Origin of the sequence: Verrucosispora sp. TAA-831, assembly GCF_050780145.1 — a bacterium.
GTDB lineage: Bacteria > Actinomycetota > Actinomycetes > Mycobacteriales > Micromonosporaceae > Micromonospora.
This window is the reverse complement of sequence record NZ_CP192240.1, coordinates 6,842,888-6,857,715: the sequence shown is the minus strand read 5'-3', so window position 1 is coordinate 6,857,715 and position 14,828 is coordinate 6,842,888. Positions and strand designations below refer to the sequence as shown.

The 14,828-nt window shown below is 72.4% G+C and carries 14 protein-coding genes; 5 read left to right on the top strand and 9 right to left on the bottom strand.

The annotated features are described in order from the left end of the window. Positions 1-56: 56 nt before the first annotated feature. The 3 genes from ACQVFL_RS30510 to ACQVFL_RS30500 all read right to left on the bottom strand — a co-directional run bounded on the left by ACQVFL_RS30510 (position 57) and on the right by ACQVFL_RS30500 (position 6,005). The gene (locus tag ACQVFL_RS30510) at positions 57-2,954 is read right to left on the bottom strand and encodes a hypothetical protein (RefSeq protein WP_431728169.1); all 2,898 of its coding nucleotides are present in this window, start codon (positions 2,952-2,954) and stop codon (positions 57-59) included. Positions 2,955-2,960: 6 nt separating this feature from the next. Next, entirely contained in the window at positions 2,961-4,748 is a 1,788-nt protein-coding gene (locus tag ACQVFL_RS30505) for an HSP90 family protein (protein ID WP_431728168.1), read from the bottom strand. A gap of 75 nt (positions 4,749-4,823) precedes the next feature. Further along, positions 4,824-6,005, bottom strand: coding sequence for an FAD-dependent oxidoreductase (locus ACQVFL_RS30500; RefSeq protein WP_396696405.1), 1,182 nt, complete (start codon positions 6,003-6,005; stop codon positions 4,824-4,826). Between the two features lie 108 nt (positions 6,006-6,113). Between ACQVFL_RS30500 and ACQVFL_RS30495 the strand changes: the two genes are divergently transcribed. Continuing rightward, complete coding sequence (locus ACQVFL_RS30495) at positions 6,114-6,713, top strand: TetR family transcriptional regulator (RefSeq protein ID WP_396696403.1); 600 nt, start codon at positions 6,114-6,116, stop codon at positions 6,711-6,713. A 100-nt stretch (positions 6,714-6,813) separates the two neighbouring features. On the opposite strand, the gene ACQVFL_RS30490 is transcribed toward ACQVFL_RS30495, so the two are convergent. From ACQVFL_RS30490 to ACQVFL_RS30480, 3 genes are all read right to left on the bottom strand, one after another. Beyond that, complete coding sequence (locus tag ACQVFL_RS30490; RefSeq protein ID WP_396696401.1) at positions 6,814-7,704, bottom strand: sulfurtransferase; 891 nt, start codon at positions 7,702-7,704, stop codon at positions 6,814-6,816. 138 nt (positions 7,705-7,842) lie between these two features. Beyond that, positions 7,843-8,610, bottom strand: a complete 768-nt coding sequence (locus tag ACQVFL_RS30485) for an SGNH/GDSL hydrolase family protein (protein ID WP_396696399.1) — start codon at positions 8,608-8,610, stop codon at positions 7,843-7,845. Between the two features lie 168 nt (positions 8,611-8,778). Continuing rightward, entirely contained in the window at positions 8,779-9,165 is a 387-nt protein-coding gene (locus ACQVFL_RS30480) for a hypothetical protein (protein ID WP_396696397.1), read from the bottom strand. 369 nt (positions 9,166-9,534) lie between these two features. On the opposite strand from ACQVFL_RS30480, the gene ACQVFL_RS30475 reads away from it, so the two are divergent. Together ACQVFL_RS30475 and ACQVFL_RS30470 are read left to right on the top strand one after the other, a co-directional pair. Beyond that, complete coding sequence (locus tag ACQVFL_RS30475) at positions 9,535-10,344, top strand: helix-turn-helix transcriptional regulator (protein ID WP_396696395.1); 810 nt, start codon at positions 9,535-9,537, stop codon at positions 10,342-10,344. Next, on the top strand, positions 10,329-10,517 hold the full coding sequence (locus ACQVFL_RS30470) for a DUF397 domain-containing protein (protein ID WP_431728167.1): 189 nt from the start codon (positions 10,329-10,331) through the stop codon (positions 10,515-10,517). The genes ACQVFL_RS30475 and ACQVFL_RS30470 overlap by 16 nt, the downstream gene beginning before the upstream one ends. A gap of 61 nt (positions 10,518-10,578) precedes the next feature. On the opposite strand, the gene ACQVFL_RS30465 is transcribed toward ACQVFL_RS30470, so the two are convergent. The 3 genes from ACQVFL_RS30465 to ACQVFL_RS30455 all read right to left on the bottom strand — a co-directional run bounded on the left by ACQVFL_RS30465 (position 10,579) and on the right by ACQVFL_RS30455 (position 12,861). Continuing rightward, a complete protein-coding gene (locus ACQVFL_RS30465) occupies positions 10,579-11,478 on the bottom strand; it encodes an alpha/beta fold hydrolase (protein WP_396696391.1) in 900 nt (299 codons plus the stop codon). Between the two features lie 109 nt (positions 11,479-11,587). Next, positions 11,588-12,349, bottom strand: coding sequence for an HAD family hydrolase (locus ACQVFL_RS30460; RefSeq protein WP_396696389.1), 762 nt, complete (start codon positions 12,347-12,349; stop codon positions 11,588-11,590). A 68-nt stretch (positions 12,350-12,417) separates the two neighbouring features. Beyond that, the gene (locus ACQVFL_RS30455; RefSeq protein WP_396696387.1) at positions 12,418-12,861 is read right to left on the bottom strand and encodes a hypothetical protein; all 444 of its coding nucleotides are present in this window, start codon (positions 12,859-12,861) and stop codon (positions 12,418-12,420) included. Between the two features lie 132 nt (positions 12,862-12,993). Here ACQVFL_RS30455 and ACQVFL_RS30450 point away from each other — a divergent pair, with 132 nt between their 5' ends. Both ACQVFL_RS30450 and ACQVFL_RS30445 read left to right on the top strand, forming a co-directional pair. Beyond that, positions 12,994-14,163 carry a sensor histidine kinase gene (locus ACQVFL_RS30450; RefSeq protein ID WP_431728166.1) on the top strand — a complete coding sequence of 390 codons (1,170 nt, stop codon included), beginning with the start codon at positions 12,994-12,996 and terminating at the stop codon, positions 14,161-14,163. Beyond that, positions 14,160-14,822, top strand: a complete 663-nt coding sequence (locus ACQVFL_RS30445) for a response regulator (protein WP_431728165.1) — start codon at positions 14,160-14,162, stop codon at positions 14,820-14,822. Before ACQVFL_RS30450 ends, ACQVFL_RS30445 begins: the two co-directional genes overlap by 4 nt. The last annotated feature ends 6 nt before the right edge of the window (positions 14,823-14,828 follow it).

Below are 14,828 nucleotides of genomic sequence, written 5' to 3'. Positions count from 1 at the left end.
GCCCTTGGTTACCCGTCAGTCCGATTACCGGGAAAGGCCCACGAATCCCCAGGTCGTCAGTGGTCGTGATCCAGGTCGTGCTGCTTGCGCAGGTCGGTCGCCTCCGCCGAGCGACCCAGCTCGTCCAGCGCGCGGGCGAGCAGCCAGGCGGCCTGGGCCGTCGGCCTCGACCCGGTCGGCAGACCGCCCAGGACCTCGCGCAGCACCGGCTCCGCCTCGGCCGGTCGGCCCTGCCGCAGCAGCAACTCGCCGGTGAGGATCTCCACCTGTGCCGCCTCGCCGAACGCCTCCACGGACCGCAGTCGGTGCGCGACCCCGGCCAGCCGGTCCAGCGCCTCGTCCTCCCGGTCGTCCGCAGCCAGCACCCGCGCCGCCGTCTCGGCGGCCAGCGACACCTCGTAGATCACCGGCGGCTCGTCGGCGGCTCCGGCGGTCAGCTCACCGGCGAGCCGGTCGGTCGTCTCGACCGCGCGCAACGCACTGGCCGTCTCCGCGGCCCAGAGGTACGCCGAGGCCTCCCGACGACGGGCCCGCAGTTCGTCGAGGTGTTGTCCGGCGAGCTGGTACGCCGAGGCGGCGGCCGCGAACTTCTGCCCCGCCGCCGCATCCCGGTCGGCCTGGTAGAGGATGTCCCCGGCGTCCTCGAACACCTGCGCCCGGTGCGGGAGATTGTCCGGCCCGTCGAGGTTCTCGGCGAGCCGGTCGAGCAGCGTCAGTGCCGCGTCGATCTCGCCGAGCCCCTGGTAGATCCCGGCCAGCAGGTGTCGGGCCGCGTCGGCGTCCGCCTGGTGACCGAGCCGGTCCAGACCGGCCACCGCCTCCTCGGCCACCTCGGCCGCCTCACCGAGCCGCCCGGCCAGGCGGTACGCGTTTGCCAGCTCCCACCGCAGGTAGGCGTCACCGGCCTCGCCCCGCTCGACGCAGAGCGCCACCGCCTCGGTGTAGTCCTCCACCGCATCGTCGGCCCGCCGAGCCGCCACCAGCGCACGGGCGCGCGCGACACGCACCGCCAGGAACGACGGCTCGGTGGCATGGGACATCGCCTCGTCGCAGGCGGCGACCGCCTCGACCGGATCGTCGGCGGCACCCGCGTACGCCAGCGCGCTGGCGACGATCATGTCGTCCGCGCCCGCCTCGCGGGCGAGCACGCGGGCCCGCTCCACGCCGGGCAGGAACTCCTCCTGGTCGTCGAGGTGTTCCAGGATGCGCACCCGATGCAGCGCGATCCGGGCACTCAGGAACCGGTCCGTGGTGGCAGCGGCGGCCCGCTCGGACGCCGCCAGCGCCTCCGTCCAGCGTTCCCGGTTGCCCAGCGCCACCGCGAGCCGGTCGAAGGCGGCGGACCGCTGCCGGTCGTCACCGTGCACGTCGAGGAACTCCGCAGCGGCACTGACCAGAGCGAACCCTTCCTCGCTGGGCCCGTCCCCCTCGTCGAGCAGCACACCGATCCGGCTGGCGACGACCTGGGCGCGAGTGAGGTCGGGCAACTCCTCGTACGCCGCCATCGCCACCCGGTTGGCGGTCAGCGATCCGGCGACGTCGTTGACGTCGATCAGCTCGGCGGCGCGCAGCTCCAGTCGGCGGGCGTGCTGGCGCGGCGTCAGCTCCACGGTGCCGAATCGCTCGTCGAACGCGGCCAACACCGTACGCAGCCCCGCCCGATCGTGGGCGGCCCACCGCTGCTCGGCCAGATCCAGCAACTCCTCCGTGTCGGCCTCGGCCGGTACGACGAACTCCGCCGACCGGCGCGGGGCGGGCACCTTGGCGTCGCCGGCCGGGGCGGAGCCCGCCGCAGACGTGTCGACACCGTCGAGCGCGGGACGCGGGCCCGGCGACACGGCACGACGCCGCAGGCTCGCCGAGAGGGGCAGATGGTCACCGACCGGCGTCACGGCCAGTCGCCGGGCGATGCCCTCGGACTGGTTGCTGTTGCCGTTGCGGGCGTCGAAGCGGACGGCGAGCGCGGTCGCCGTCTCGGTCAGCTCGGCGGCGAGCGCACCCAGCGTCACCTCGGCGGCGGGCCGCTCCCCGAAGGCACGGCGGTGCACGGTCAGCGTCTGGTCGTCCACCTGGCGCAGCGCGGCGGCGGCCGACGCGGCGAAGTGCATCGCGGCACCCGGCGAGGGAGCCCGGTCCAGCCAGTCCAGGTGCCGCTCGACGATCTCCAGCGCCCGCGCGTCGTTGCCGGTCAGCGTGCAGAACTCGATGTGCTCGCTGACGTCCCACAGGTCGGCGATGCTGCCCCGGTGCCGTCGGTACGCCTCCCGGTGCGCGTTGCGCGCCTCGTCGCGCCGCCCGCTGTGCAGGTACGCCGGAAGCAACGCGGTGAGGATTCCCTGCGGCTGCTCGGTGCAGCTCAGCCGTCCGCTCAACACCGGCTCGGCGAGCGCCACGGCCTCGTCGTGGCGGCCGGTGCGGCTCAGGTGGTTGACCTGCGTGGTCGGGTCACAGCCCGCGCAGTCGGAGAGCTGGTCGCGGGGCGTGGTCAGCCACTTGCGGTACCACTCCTCGGCCTGCTCCCGGTCGCCGAGGTGGTCGGCGACCCGGTAGCGGTACTTGTAGACGGCCTGGAGGCTGTGCCCGCCCTCGCGGTAGCGCCGCTCCATGTCGTCGAGCACCGCGTGGGTGCGGTCCAACGGCACCTCGGGGAAGCTCAGCATCCCGTTGACCATGTGCTTGAAGTGCCAGAGCAGGTGCTGGGCGTACCGCTGGTGGTAGGGCTGCGGGTCCTTGTCGAACTCGGCCAGGCACCAGGCGAAGACGACGAACGACTTGGCCGGCTCGCCGCCGTAGATGTACGTGCTGATGCCCTGGCTGCGGACCGCGAAGGCGAGGTGCCGGTCGTCAGCGGCGTCCGCCCGGCGCAGCAACTGCTCCAGCGCGGCGACCTGCCCGATGCCGTACGGCATCTCGCTGGTCTGGTGCAGCATGCGCCACAGGTCCTCGTCGGCCACGACGTCTCACTCCTGTCCAGGGACGGCCCGACCCAGCAGGCCGAGGAAGGAACTGTTGAGCAGGGCGGCGTCCGCCGCGCGGATGGGGTGGTGCCCGAGCAGCAACGCCTGCCCGTAGAGCGCCTCGACGGCGAGCCCGACCAGCTCCGGGTCACCGAGTGCGGTGATCCGGCGTACCAGCGGGTTGCGGTGGTTGAGCACGAGCTGCGGGCGGTCCGCCGGGGCGGAGGCGGCCAACGCGTCGAGTACGCCGCCCCACAGCTCGTCGGCCTTGTCCCGGCTGGCCGCGAGCTGGTCGGTGAACGCGGCCGAGCGGCTGAGCAGGTAGAGCGCCGGGAGCGAGGCCGGATCGTAGGCGCGGATCAGCACCTCGCACCCGAGCCGTTCCAGGGCCCGGCCGGCGGCGGTGAGGAACGGCCGCAGCGCCAACTCGACGTGCGGTTCGAGGGCGTGGAACCGGGTGGTCAGGTCGCTCGGTTCGAGCCGTTCGATGAGCACCGTACGGTCCACGGTGGGCAGTCGCTCGATCAGCTCGCTGTCGTACGTGTAGCCGCCGTTGACCACGGCCAGGTCCTGTGCGGCGGCGACGGCCGCGAGCTGGCGGAACTCGTCCAGGCTGGCGGCGTACCGGACCAGGCCGTAGCGCTGCCGGAACTCGGCCAGGGTGAGCGTGCCGACGTTGGTGTCCATCGGCCACCACTGGTCGACCAGGTTGAGCATCTCGTCGTCGTGCAGGGCGAGCGCCTTGACACCGAGGTGGTGCACCTGGAGGAACTCGGCCAACCGGTGCGGCTGGTGCTTGGCGAGCCGGACCAGCCAGCCACGGATCTGCGTGCCGAGCGACTCACGGGTGCTGGTGAGCAGCGAGTCCTCGTAGAGCGCCTCGCGGCTGGCGGTGGGCCGCAGCTCGCTGGTGTCGACCACGCAGTGCGCGAAGAAGGCCCAGTCCGGCAGCAGTCCGTCGGCGTGCTCGGTGAGCAGCATCCGCTTGAGGTAGACCCGGTGGCCCGCGCGGGCGGCCGGATTCACCGCCGTGGGCAGGATGAAAGCCACTCCGGTCAGCCCGGCCTCCGGCACCCGCAGCGGCACCACGTCGAACGGATCGACGCCGAGCGTCTCGCGGGCGTACGCGATCAGGGCGGCCCGGTCCACGGGCACCCCCGGGCTGGTCGGCCAGGGCGGTTCCCCGGTGGTGGTCACCACGCTGCCGACCCGGACGGTCACCGGCAGCAGGCTGCCGTAGAGGCGGGCCAACTCGGTGACGGTGGCGGTGGCGTACCACTGGTCGGCGTCCTGACGCGGCACCAGGGTGACCGTGGTGCCGACCTCGGCGCGGGCCTCCTGCGGCGGGGCCAGGCGCACCGCGTAGCGGCCGTCGGCGTAGCCGGTCCAGAGCACGGTGGGATGGTCGCCGTTGCGGGTGACCACCCGGATCTCGTCGGCCACGAGGAAACACGAGAGCAGCCCGATGCCGAACTGGCCGAGGAACTCGTGGCGGGAGAAGCCCAGCTCGTCCCGTTTGGAGCTGCGGCCGATGGTGGCCAGCAGCTCGTGCACCTGCGCCTCGGTCAGCCCGATGCCGGTGTCGTGCACCCGCAGGGTGCCGTCGCCGGTCAGCTCGGGCGGCTCGATCCGCACCAGGGCCGGTGCGTCCGGCTCGGCGGCCCGGCGCGCGGTGATCGCGTCCACCGCATTCTGCATCAGCTCACGGACGTAGACCCGTGGGCTGCCGTAGAGGTGATGACTGAGCAGGTCGACCAGGCCACGCAGGTCCACCTGGAAGGTACGGTCCACGCCTTGTCCGCTCCCCGCTCCCGGATGTCGGCGCCCACCGTACCGGTGCCGGCCGACATCCGCGTGCCCGATTCCTCAGCGAGACCTCGCCGGGTGCGCCACCCTATCGGACGCGCGTTGGCTGAGTCCGGACAGCCGTAGGGCGATCCGGCGGCGGACCGGTGGCAGCGCCGCGAGCAGGCGCAGCAGCGCGTCCCGGGCGGGACGTGCGGCGGACGGCACGGTGGCGAGCCGGGTCAGCCGGTCGGCGAAGCCGGCCACCTCGTGGGCGAGGGGGCGACGCCGGGCCGCGTACTCGTCCAGCAGGGAGTCGGGCTCCCCGCCCAGCACCGCCGACAGGGTCTCGCCGAGGTCGACGGCGTCGCAGATGCCGAGGTTCATGCCCTGCCCACCGGCCGGGCTGTGCACGTGCCCGGCGTCCCCGGCGAGTAGTACCCGACCCGTGCGGAAGGTCTCCGCGACCCGTCGGTGCAGCCGGAAGCGCGAGGACCAGAGGACCTCCCGGACCTGGTCCGGCCGACGGCGCAGACCGCGCTCGTCGAGCAGTCGTTGCAGGTAGGGCAGGTCCGGCTCGGCGGGCGGGTCGGTCACGGTGGCGACCAGCCGCACCCGGTCGTCGGGCAGCGGCGCCCAGACCAGCGGTCCGCCCCGGGCGAGGAAGACCGACGCGCCGTCGCGGGGCAGCACGCTGTCCAGGCGTACGTCGGCCAGGACGAACGACTCCGCCGACCCGTCCGGGCCGGTGAAGGGGATGCCGGCCGACTCGCGGACGGTGCTGTGGATGCCGTCGGCACCGACGACCCAGCGCGCCCGGACGATCGCGTCACCGAACTGCGCCGCCACGCCGTCGGCGTCCTGACGCAGCCCGGTCAGCCGGTACGGCCGCAGCACCCGCCCGCCCGCCTCGGTCAGCCGTTCGGTGAGCACCTGTTCGGTGACCGACTGGGACACCATCAGCGCGTACCGGTGGCGGCTGGGCAGCCGGTCGAACGGCACGGTGACCAGCACCCGGTCCCGGTCGCGGGCGCTGAACCGGGCCGACGGCAGCCCGCGCGCGACCAGCGGCGCGCCCGCGCCGACCCGGTCCAGCATCTCCAACGTGTACGCGTGCACGACCGCCGCCCGTGAGGTCACCGCCGGTTCCTCCCGCTGATCGATAAGGGTGACCTCGACTCCCCGGCGAGCCAGCGTGAGCGCGGCGGTCAGGCCGGTCGGACCGGCTCCGACGATCAGGACGTCCGTGGTTCCGGGCAGCATGACGACCTCCCCCGATCCGCTTGCCAACAACTGTTGGCAAACACTTGTTGGCAACGCTAGGCGCCCCCGAACGGAGAAGTCAACACGTGTTGGCATAGCGTCGTGCACATGACGGAAGGCGTACCGCAAGAACAGCCGGCACCCGGCGGGCGCCCGCGCAACGCGGACGCGACCCGCGCGGCCATCCTGCGGGCCGCCCGCGAGCGTTTCGCGGCCGACGGCTACGACCGGGCGACGATCCGGGCCATCGCCGCCGACGCGCGCATCGACCCGTCCATGGTGATGCGCTACTACGGCAGCAAGGAGGGCCTGTTCGCGGCGGCGGCCGAGTTCGACCTGCGGCTACCGGACCTGAGCGGCACACCGGCCGACCGCCTCGGCGAGACGCTGGTCGGTTACTTCTTCACCCGTTGGGAGGGGGACACCACGCTGCCGGCGCTGCTGCGCACGGCCAGCACCAACCCGAGCGGTGCCGAGCGGGTACGCGACATCTTCGCCACCCAGCTCGGCACGGCCGTGTCCCGGGTGGTCGTCGACCCGACGGAAGCCCCCCACCGAGCCGGCCTGGTCGCCAGCCAGCTACTCGGCGTGGCCCTGACCCGGTACGTCCTGCACCTGCCCCCCATGGTCGACTTCGAGCCCGCCGAACTGGTCGCCTGGCTGGCCCCCACCATCCAGCGCTACCTGCGCGACCCGACGCCGGACTGATCCCGGCGGCGGGCACCCCGATCGCCAAGTCGATCAAGAAGTTCCGGTCAGGATCGGACGGTGGGAGCCACCAAACTTCTTGATCATCCCGGTGGGCGGCTCACCTCGGGTCGGGGCCCTTGACGACGGGAGCCCGGACCAGGTTGCCCCACTCGGTCCACGAGCCGTCGTAGTTGCGCACGCGCGGGTATCCCAGCAGGTGCCGCAGCACGAACCAGGTGTGGCTGGACCGCTCGCCGATCCGGCAGTACGCGATCACGTCGTCGTCCGGGCTCAACCCGAGCTGGTCGGCGTAGATCGTGCGCAACTCGTCGGCCGACTTGAACGTGCCGTCCTCGTTGGCGGCGGACTTCCACGGCTTGCTCACCGCACCCGGTATGTGCCCGCCGCGCAGCGCGCCCTCCTGCGGATAGTCCGGCATGTGCAGCATCTCGCCGGTGTACTCCCCCGGCGACCGCACGTCCACCAGCGGCCGGTCGGCGGCGACGTGCGCCGAGACGTCCTCCCGGAACGCCCGCACCGGCGCGTCGTCGCGCTGCGGCACCGGGTACTCCGCCCTCGGCCGGACCGGCCTGTCCCGGGTCAGCTCCCGCCCCTCGGCGATCCACTTCTGCCGACCGCCGTCGAGCAGCCGCACGTCGTGGTGACCGAAGAGGGTGAAGACCCAGAGGGCGTACGCGGCCCACCAGTTGAAGTTGTCACCGTAGAAGACGACCGTGTCGTCACGACCGATGCCCTTGGCCGCGCACAACTCGGCGAACCGCTCGGCGTCCAGGTAGTCGCGGGTCACCTGGTCGTTCAGCTCCAGGTGCCAGTCGACCTTCACGGCGCCGGGGATGTGGCCGGTGTCGTAGAGCAGCACGTCCTCGTCGGACTCGACCACGACGAGACCCTCGTCGCCGAGGTGCTCCGCCAGCCATTCGGTGGTCACCAGTCGCTGCGGGTCCGCGTACGACTGGAGTCGGGGATCGGGATCACTGGGCACAGACATGAGCCCCAAGGTACGCCGAGCAGCCGCGTCCGCGCGGGGTTGTGTGTAAGGAGGGGTCCCCTGCTAACGCCTCCGGTATAGCAGGGGACCCCTCCTTACAACGTGCAGCGAGCGGCGGCACCGCCTGGAGCGCCCGGGTCAGTCGGGGAGAGGGCTGAGGGTGGGGCGTTTCGCGGTGCGGGTGTCGCCGGAGGAGCGGCCGGTGAGGCGACGCTTGAGCCAGGGCGCCAGGTGTTGACCGGCCCAGCGCAGGTCGGCGGTACGGGCGGCCAGCCACGGGCTCGGCGTCGGCCTCGGCGGTACGAGCAGCCACTCCTCGTCACAGCCGACGCCCAGCGCACCGAGCACCTGGGCGGCGACCCGGCGGTGTCCGGCCGGCGACAGGTGCAGCCGGTCGGTGCTCCAGAGCAGCGGGTTGAGGTACGTGTCGTCGGCGTACAGGTCGACCAGGATCGCGCCGTGCCGTTCGGCGGTCTCCCCGACGGCACGGTTGAGCAACTCGATCCGGGGTGCGATCAGCCGCTGCCCCGGCAGTCGGGCCATCACGTCGGCGAACCGGAACAGCACCACGTCGGCACCGCCCGAGCGCAGTTCGCCGACGACCGAGTCGAAGCGGCCGACCAGCGCGGCCGGGTCGAAGTTGCGCCGCAGCACGTCGTTGCCACCGGCGGCGAAGCTGATCAGGTCGGGCTTCATCGCCAGCGCGGACGGCACCTGTTCGGCCACCACGTGCGGGAAGAGTCGGCCACGGATGGCCAGGTTGGCGTACCGGAACTCGGGCCCGGCCTCGGCGGCCAGCCGGGTGGCCACCAGGTCGGCCCAGCCCCGGAACGTGCCGTCCGGGTAGGCGTCGTCCAGACCCTCGGTGAAGCTGTCCCCGACCGCGACGTAACTGCGCCAGCGCACTGCTCACTCCTCGAAGCTGCGGGTAAGGCTGCCGGTGTAAAAGGCTGCCAGCACGGAAGGGCACCTTATTAACGTCTGCGGTATAGCAGGGGTCCCCTCCTAACACCTGGGAGTCTGGCACCGGTCGCATTCACCGGTCTGCCCCGCGATCGCCGAACGTGGCAGACGTCATCCGTCCGGCGACTCGGCGGGCAGGCGGCAGCGGCCGGTGCAGGCGCGCGGCGGGTCGACCGCCGAGCGACGGTACGGCCCCCAGGCCACGAACCGGGCGAACAGCTCAGGCGGCGTCGGCCCGCCGTCCGGGTCGAGCCGGAACAGGTCGTGTGTCGCCTCGAAGTACAGCCCGGACAGGTAGACGGCCAGGTCGAGCCAGCGGTCGTCGTACTCGACACGGAGCAGCAACCGCGCCTCGGCGCAGGGCCACGAGTGCCCGCAGGCCCGACACAGCCAGAGCGGGCGCAGCGGCAGATGCTGCGGGCCGGACATCGGGTGCTGCCGGGGCCGCTCGGCCGCCGGGCCACGACGCGGCACCGGGTACGACTTCGGGTGGGACATCTCGACCTCCGCCTCCGGATGAGACCGCCCCACGGCATGTCGGGCGGAAAGGGTTGCCGACCACGGCACCGGGGCTGCCGAACGTCGGAACTGGTCGCCGACGCCACGGCATCGGAGAGCCGGACATCGGTGGAGCCGCCGACACCACGGCCTCGGGCGGCCGGACGTCGGGTGGGGCCGCCCCGGCACGGGGAGGTGTCGGGACGGCCCCGGTGCAGTCCCACCCCGTCCCCGGTGGATGGGAGCAGGGCCGCCGGGTGACAGTCTGCTGACCGGACGACTACTGTCGGACAGCATCGACACCGGCTGTGGCGATGGTGACGCCGGGCCGGGCATCCATCTGAGCGACCGAGAATTCGTGGAGGCAGCGTGGAATCCGAGCCGACCTCCGAACTGATCCGGGCACAGTTGCGCAGGCTGCGACTCTCCGCCGACCTGACCCAGGAGGATTTCGGCAAGTTGGTGCACTTCTCCGGCTCGCAGATCTCCGCGATCGAGCTGGGGCAACGGCCGTTCGACCGGCTCTTCCTCAAGCGGGCCGACGAGGTGTTGAACAGCGACGGCCTGCTGTCGGGGCTGCTGCGCATCGCCGAGCTGCACGGCCAGCCGAACTGGCTACGCCCCTGGCTGGACGCCGAGCGGAGCGCGCGGCAGTTGCGCTGCTACCACCCGACGCTGATCCCCGGCCTGCTCCAGACCGAGCACTACGCCCGCGCGGTGATCCAGTCCGACGACATGCTCAGCGACGAAGAGGTCGAACGGCGGTTGGCGGTACGAATGGATCGGCAGGCGATCCTGACCCGACCGGACCCGCCGATCCTCGTCGCGGTGATCGAGGAGACCACGCTGCACCGGGCCGACGAGGGTTTCCGAGGCATCATGACTCAGCAGATCGGTCACCTGCTCGAATGCGTCAAGCGTGGTGGCGTGCTGGTGCATCTGATTCCGGCCGAGGTGAGCGTGCATGTGGGGCTCATCAGCCCGCTCACTCTGGCCCGAGGCGCCGATGGTGATTGGCTCGGACACCTGGAGAACCATGTCGGCGGCACGACCATCGACAGGGACGAGGAAATCGCTACGCTGCTCACGAGGTGGGAGAGCGTCCGTAGCGTAGCCCTCCCGAAGGGACAGTCAGAGCTGCTGATGAAGGAAGTGATGGAGTCATGGTCCACGATCTGACTGGCGCAGACTGGCGCAAGTCCACCCGCAGCGGCAGCGGTGAGTGCGTCGAGGTCGCCGCCAACCTGCCCGACGTCGTCGGCGTGCGGGACAGCAAGGACGTGACCGGTCCGGCGCTCGTCTTCAACCCGTCCGCCTGGCGCGCGTTCGTCATCGAGGCCAAGCGTCCCTGACCTGGACGGCAACGACCGGGCCGCAGGTCGGCAACGCCAGCCCAGCCGGACCAGCGGAGCATCAGGTCAGCGACGTCACCTGAATGATCGCGTCAGCGAAGGCCCTCGGCGCTTCCTGCGGCAGGTTGTGCCCGATGCCGCCGCTGATCGTGCGGTGCTCGTACGGGCCGGTGAACTGCTTGGCGTACACCCCGGGTTCCAGGTGGGGTGCGCCGTTGGCGTCGCCTTCGAGGCTGATGGTGGGCACCGTGACGGCGGGCTTGTCGGCCAGTCGGTCCTCCAGGTCGGCGTACTGCGGCTCGCCGTCGGCCAGGCCCATCCGCCAGCGGTAGTTGTGGATCACGATGTCGACGTGGTCGGGGTTGTCGAGGGAGGCCGCGCTCCGGTCGAACGTCGCATCGTCGAAGTCCCACTGCGGGGACGCCGTCCGCCAGATCAGCTTGGCGAAGTCCCGCAGATTGCGTTCGTACCCCTGACGGCCCCGGTCGGTGGCGAAGTAGAACTGGTACCACCAGGCGTGCTCAGCCTCGGGGGGCAAGGGTGCCTTGCCCGACTCCTGGCCGTCGATCAGGTAGCCGCTGACCGCGACCAGCCCGGCACAGCGGTCCGGCCAGAGGACGGCCAGGATGTCGGCGGTGCGGGCACCCCAGTCGAACCCGGCCACCGTCGCCTGCGGCACGTCGAGGGCGTCCAGGAAGGCGACCGCGTCGCAGGCCATGGCCGCCGGTTCGCCGTTGCGGACGGCGTCGGGCGAGCGGAAGCTTGTCGTGCCGTAGCCGCGCAGATGTGGCACGAGCACCCGGTGACCGGCGTCGGTGAGCAGCGGCACCACGTCGGCGAAGCTGTGGATGTCGTACGGCCAGCCGTGCAGCAGCAGGACGACCGGCCCGTCCGGCGGTCCGGCGTCGACGTAGCCCACGTTCAGCACACCCGCGTCGATCTGCCGCACGTCATCGAACAAGGCCCCGCTCCTCGCCCTCGATCACCGACCGCTCCCCCCGGACGGTAGGCCGGGACGGAAGGCGACGACGACGGTTCCGGCAAGGAGGCGGCACCCGGTGCAGCGCTGGCTAGAATCCCGCGTCGCCGCTGCCGCGCAGCAGGTCGAGTAGCCCGTGACCGTCCTCGATCCAGGCGTCCGGTGCCAACTCGGGCGCGTCGGGCTCGCGGTCGGTGCGCGGCGAGCGCATCAGGACCGCCGCCCCGACACCGGCCCGCCGGGCGCAGGCCACGTCCCGGTGCAGGCTGTCGCCGACGAACCAACACCGGTTCACCGGTACGCCGATGGCGTCGGCGGCCAACTCGGCGAAGCGCGGGTTCGGCTTCCGCAGCCCCGTCTCGTCGCTGTAGAACTCGGCGACGAACCGGCCGGACAGCCCGGCGGCGGCCAGGAAGTCACGGTGGGCGGCACCGCAGAGCGCGTTGCTGACCACGGCCATCGGCACGCCCGCCTCGGCAGCCGCCGTCAACGCCTCGGGGATGCCGGGCCGGACCTGCCACTCGGTGCGCCACGTCGACGCGTACGCCAGCGGGGTGGCCTGCCGCGCGACGGCGGCCCGGGCCGGTTCGGGCCAGGTGTGGGTGACGAAGTCCGCCCACACCTGGCCGTGCGTCAACTCGACCGGCTCGGCCGAGACACCGGTCTCGTCCCGCCACCGCCCGTACGCCCGCGCGCCCGAGGTGAGGTCGGCCGCGATCCGCTCGTCCGGCAGGGCACCGTCGATCACTTCGGACATCCGCCGGACGACCTCCGGCGACGCCCACCCGTTCCCCGGTGCGTCCGCCAGCACGCCCCCGAAATCCAGCAACAGTCCGCCCGGCGCCCGCATCATGACCCCATCCTCGCCCAGACCGTCGCCCGGCGACGGGCCCGGTGTGGAGATCCGCCGATCCGCACCGGTCAGGGGCGTACCCGACTCATCGCCCAGGCGACGAGGCCGGTCACCACGCCCACGATGACGCCGGTGAAGACGCTGCTGATGGTGGCGGAGAACCGGACGACGACCGTCTGGGCACCCGGGGCCAGGCCGGTGAGGTTGCCGCCGAGCGTCGGCGGTTCGTCGAAGGCGACGTCCCAGAGGAGTTGGTGGGCGACCGCCAGCAGGACGCCGTGGCAGAGACCGACCACGAGCAGGGTCAGGAACGGGTTGGGTACCCGCCGCACCAACGCCACCGTGATCCACACGACCGGCGGTACGACCACCAGCAGCAGGTTGACGAAGGTGCGCTCGTGCACCAGGCCCAGGTCGTGCAGCACCACCCGGGGCAGCCCGAGCAGCGCCAACCCGACCAGGGCGAGCAGCGGCAGGCCGAGTGCGGAGCGGTGCGGGGAGGTGGTGGTCATGCCGGCAACGCTAGGGACGGCCGGGCCGCCCGCCATCCGCAGACGGACCCGATCGCGGTACGTCGGGAGGCGACCCCGGACGTCGCCATCCGACGACTCCGACGCCGCCCATCCGCGCCGTACGCTGGGCCGGTGAGCGGTCAGCCGAGCCAGCCTGCGGTACGCCGGGTCCGGCCCTGGCTCACCGACGCGCTCCTCGGCGTGGGCGTCACCGCCGTCGTCTCGGTGGTGATCACCGCCAACGAGGGCGGCCGGCAGGAGCCGGACCGGATCGCGTACCTGTGGGCGGTCGGTCTCGGCGCGCTGATGCTGGCCCGCCGCCGCTACCCGGTGGTGGTGCTCGCCGTCACGGTGCTCGGCCTGTTCGCCTACTACGCCGCCGGTTACCCGGCGGTCGGTCTGGCCGTGCCGGTCGCCGCCGCCCTCTTCTCCGCCGCCGAGCAGGGCCGCCTCGCCGCCTCGATCACCGGTGCCGTGGTGGTGGTCGTCGTGTCCGTGGTCGTCCGCCTCGCCGAGGGACAGAACTTCTCCTTCGTCGTCGGCTACGAGCTGGCCGGTCACGTCCTGCTGATGGGCGCGGCGATCGCGCTCGGCGACAGCCTGCGGTCCCGGCGGACCGTGCAGGTCGACGCGCGACGGATCGCCGAGTTGACCGAGGAGCGTTACCGGCAGGAGGCGGACGCCCGTGTGCAGGCTGAGCGGATCGCGGTCGCCCGGGACCTGCACGACTCGCTCGGTCACACCACCTCGGTGATCGCGTTGCACGCCGACGTGGCCCGGGAGGCGTTGGGCCGCGACGAGGAGGCCGCCCGGTCGGCCCTGGAGCTGATCCGCGCCACCGCCCGCCGGAGCATGGACGACCTGCGGCGCACGGTGGCGCTGCTGCGCCGCGACGACGAGCCGCCCCGGACGGTGGTTTCGCTGGCGCACCTCGACGCGGTGACCGGGGCGGCCGGTGCCGCCGGGTTCGACGTCGACGTGCGGGTCGACCTGCGCTCCGCACTGCCGGCACCGGTGGAGGCCGCCGCGTACCGGATCATCCAGGAGGCGGTCACCAACGTGGTCCGGCACTCGGCGGGCAGCCGGGTGGAGATCCTGGTCGCGCAGGACGAACAGCAGGTGACCGTGTCGGTCACCGACTCCGGCGCGGACCGGCCGACCACCGAGCAGGCCACCGGCGGCGGGCACGGCATCGCCGGAATGCGGGAACGGGCGCAGAGCCTGGGCGGCTCACTCACCGCCGAGCACCGGGCCACCGGTTTCGCCGTACGCGCCGAACTGCCGCTGGCGGGTACGCCGTGACGACCGTGCTCGTGGTCGACGACCAGGACCTGGTCCGCGCCGGAATCCGTACCCTGCTGGAGTCCGATCCGCAGATCAACGTCGTCGGGGAGGCCGCCGACGGCCGCACCGGACTGCACCTGGCCCGCCGGTTGCGGCCGGACGTGGTGCTGATGGACATCCGGATGCCGATCCTGGACGGGTTGGCGGCCACCGCCGCGATCCGCGCCGACGAGACGCTGACCGGGACCCGCGTGCTGATCCTCACCACCTTCGACGACGACGAGGACATCGTCGAGGCGGTCCGCCTCGGTGCCGCCGGGTACCTGCTCAAGGACACCGGCTCGGACGACCTGCGGCGAGCGGTGCACACCGCCGTGGCCGGTGGGAACCTGCTCTCGCCCACCATCACCCGCCGGGTGATGGAACAGCTCGCCGCCGTTCCCCGGCTGCCACCGCCGGACCCTCGGCTGGCCGTGCTCACCGACCGGGAACGGGCCGTGCTCGCCCGGGTCGGGCTGGGCGAGAGCAACGACGAGATCGGCCGCGCGCTGTTCATCAGCCCGGCCACCGCCCGCACCTACGTGAGCCGCCTGCTGACCAAGCTGGACGCCCGGGACCGGACCGCGCTGGCCGTCATCGCCCACCGGGCCGGGCTCGGGGACCCCGGGCACGCCTAATCGGAT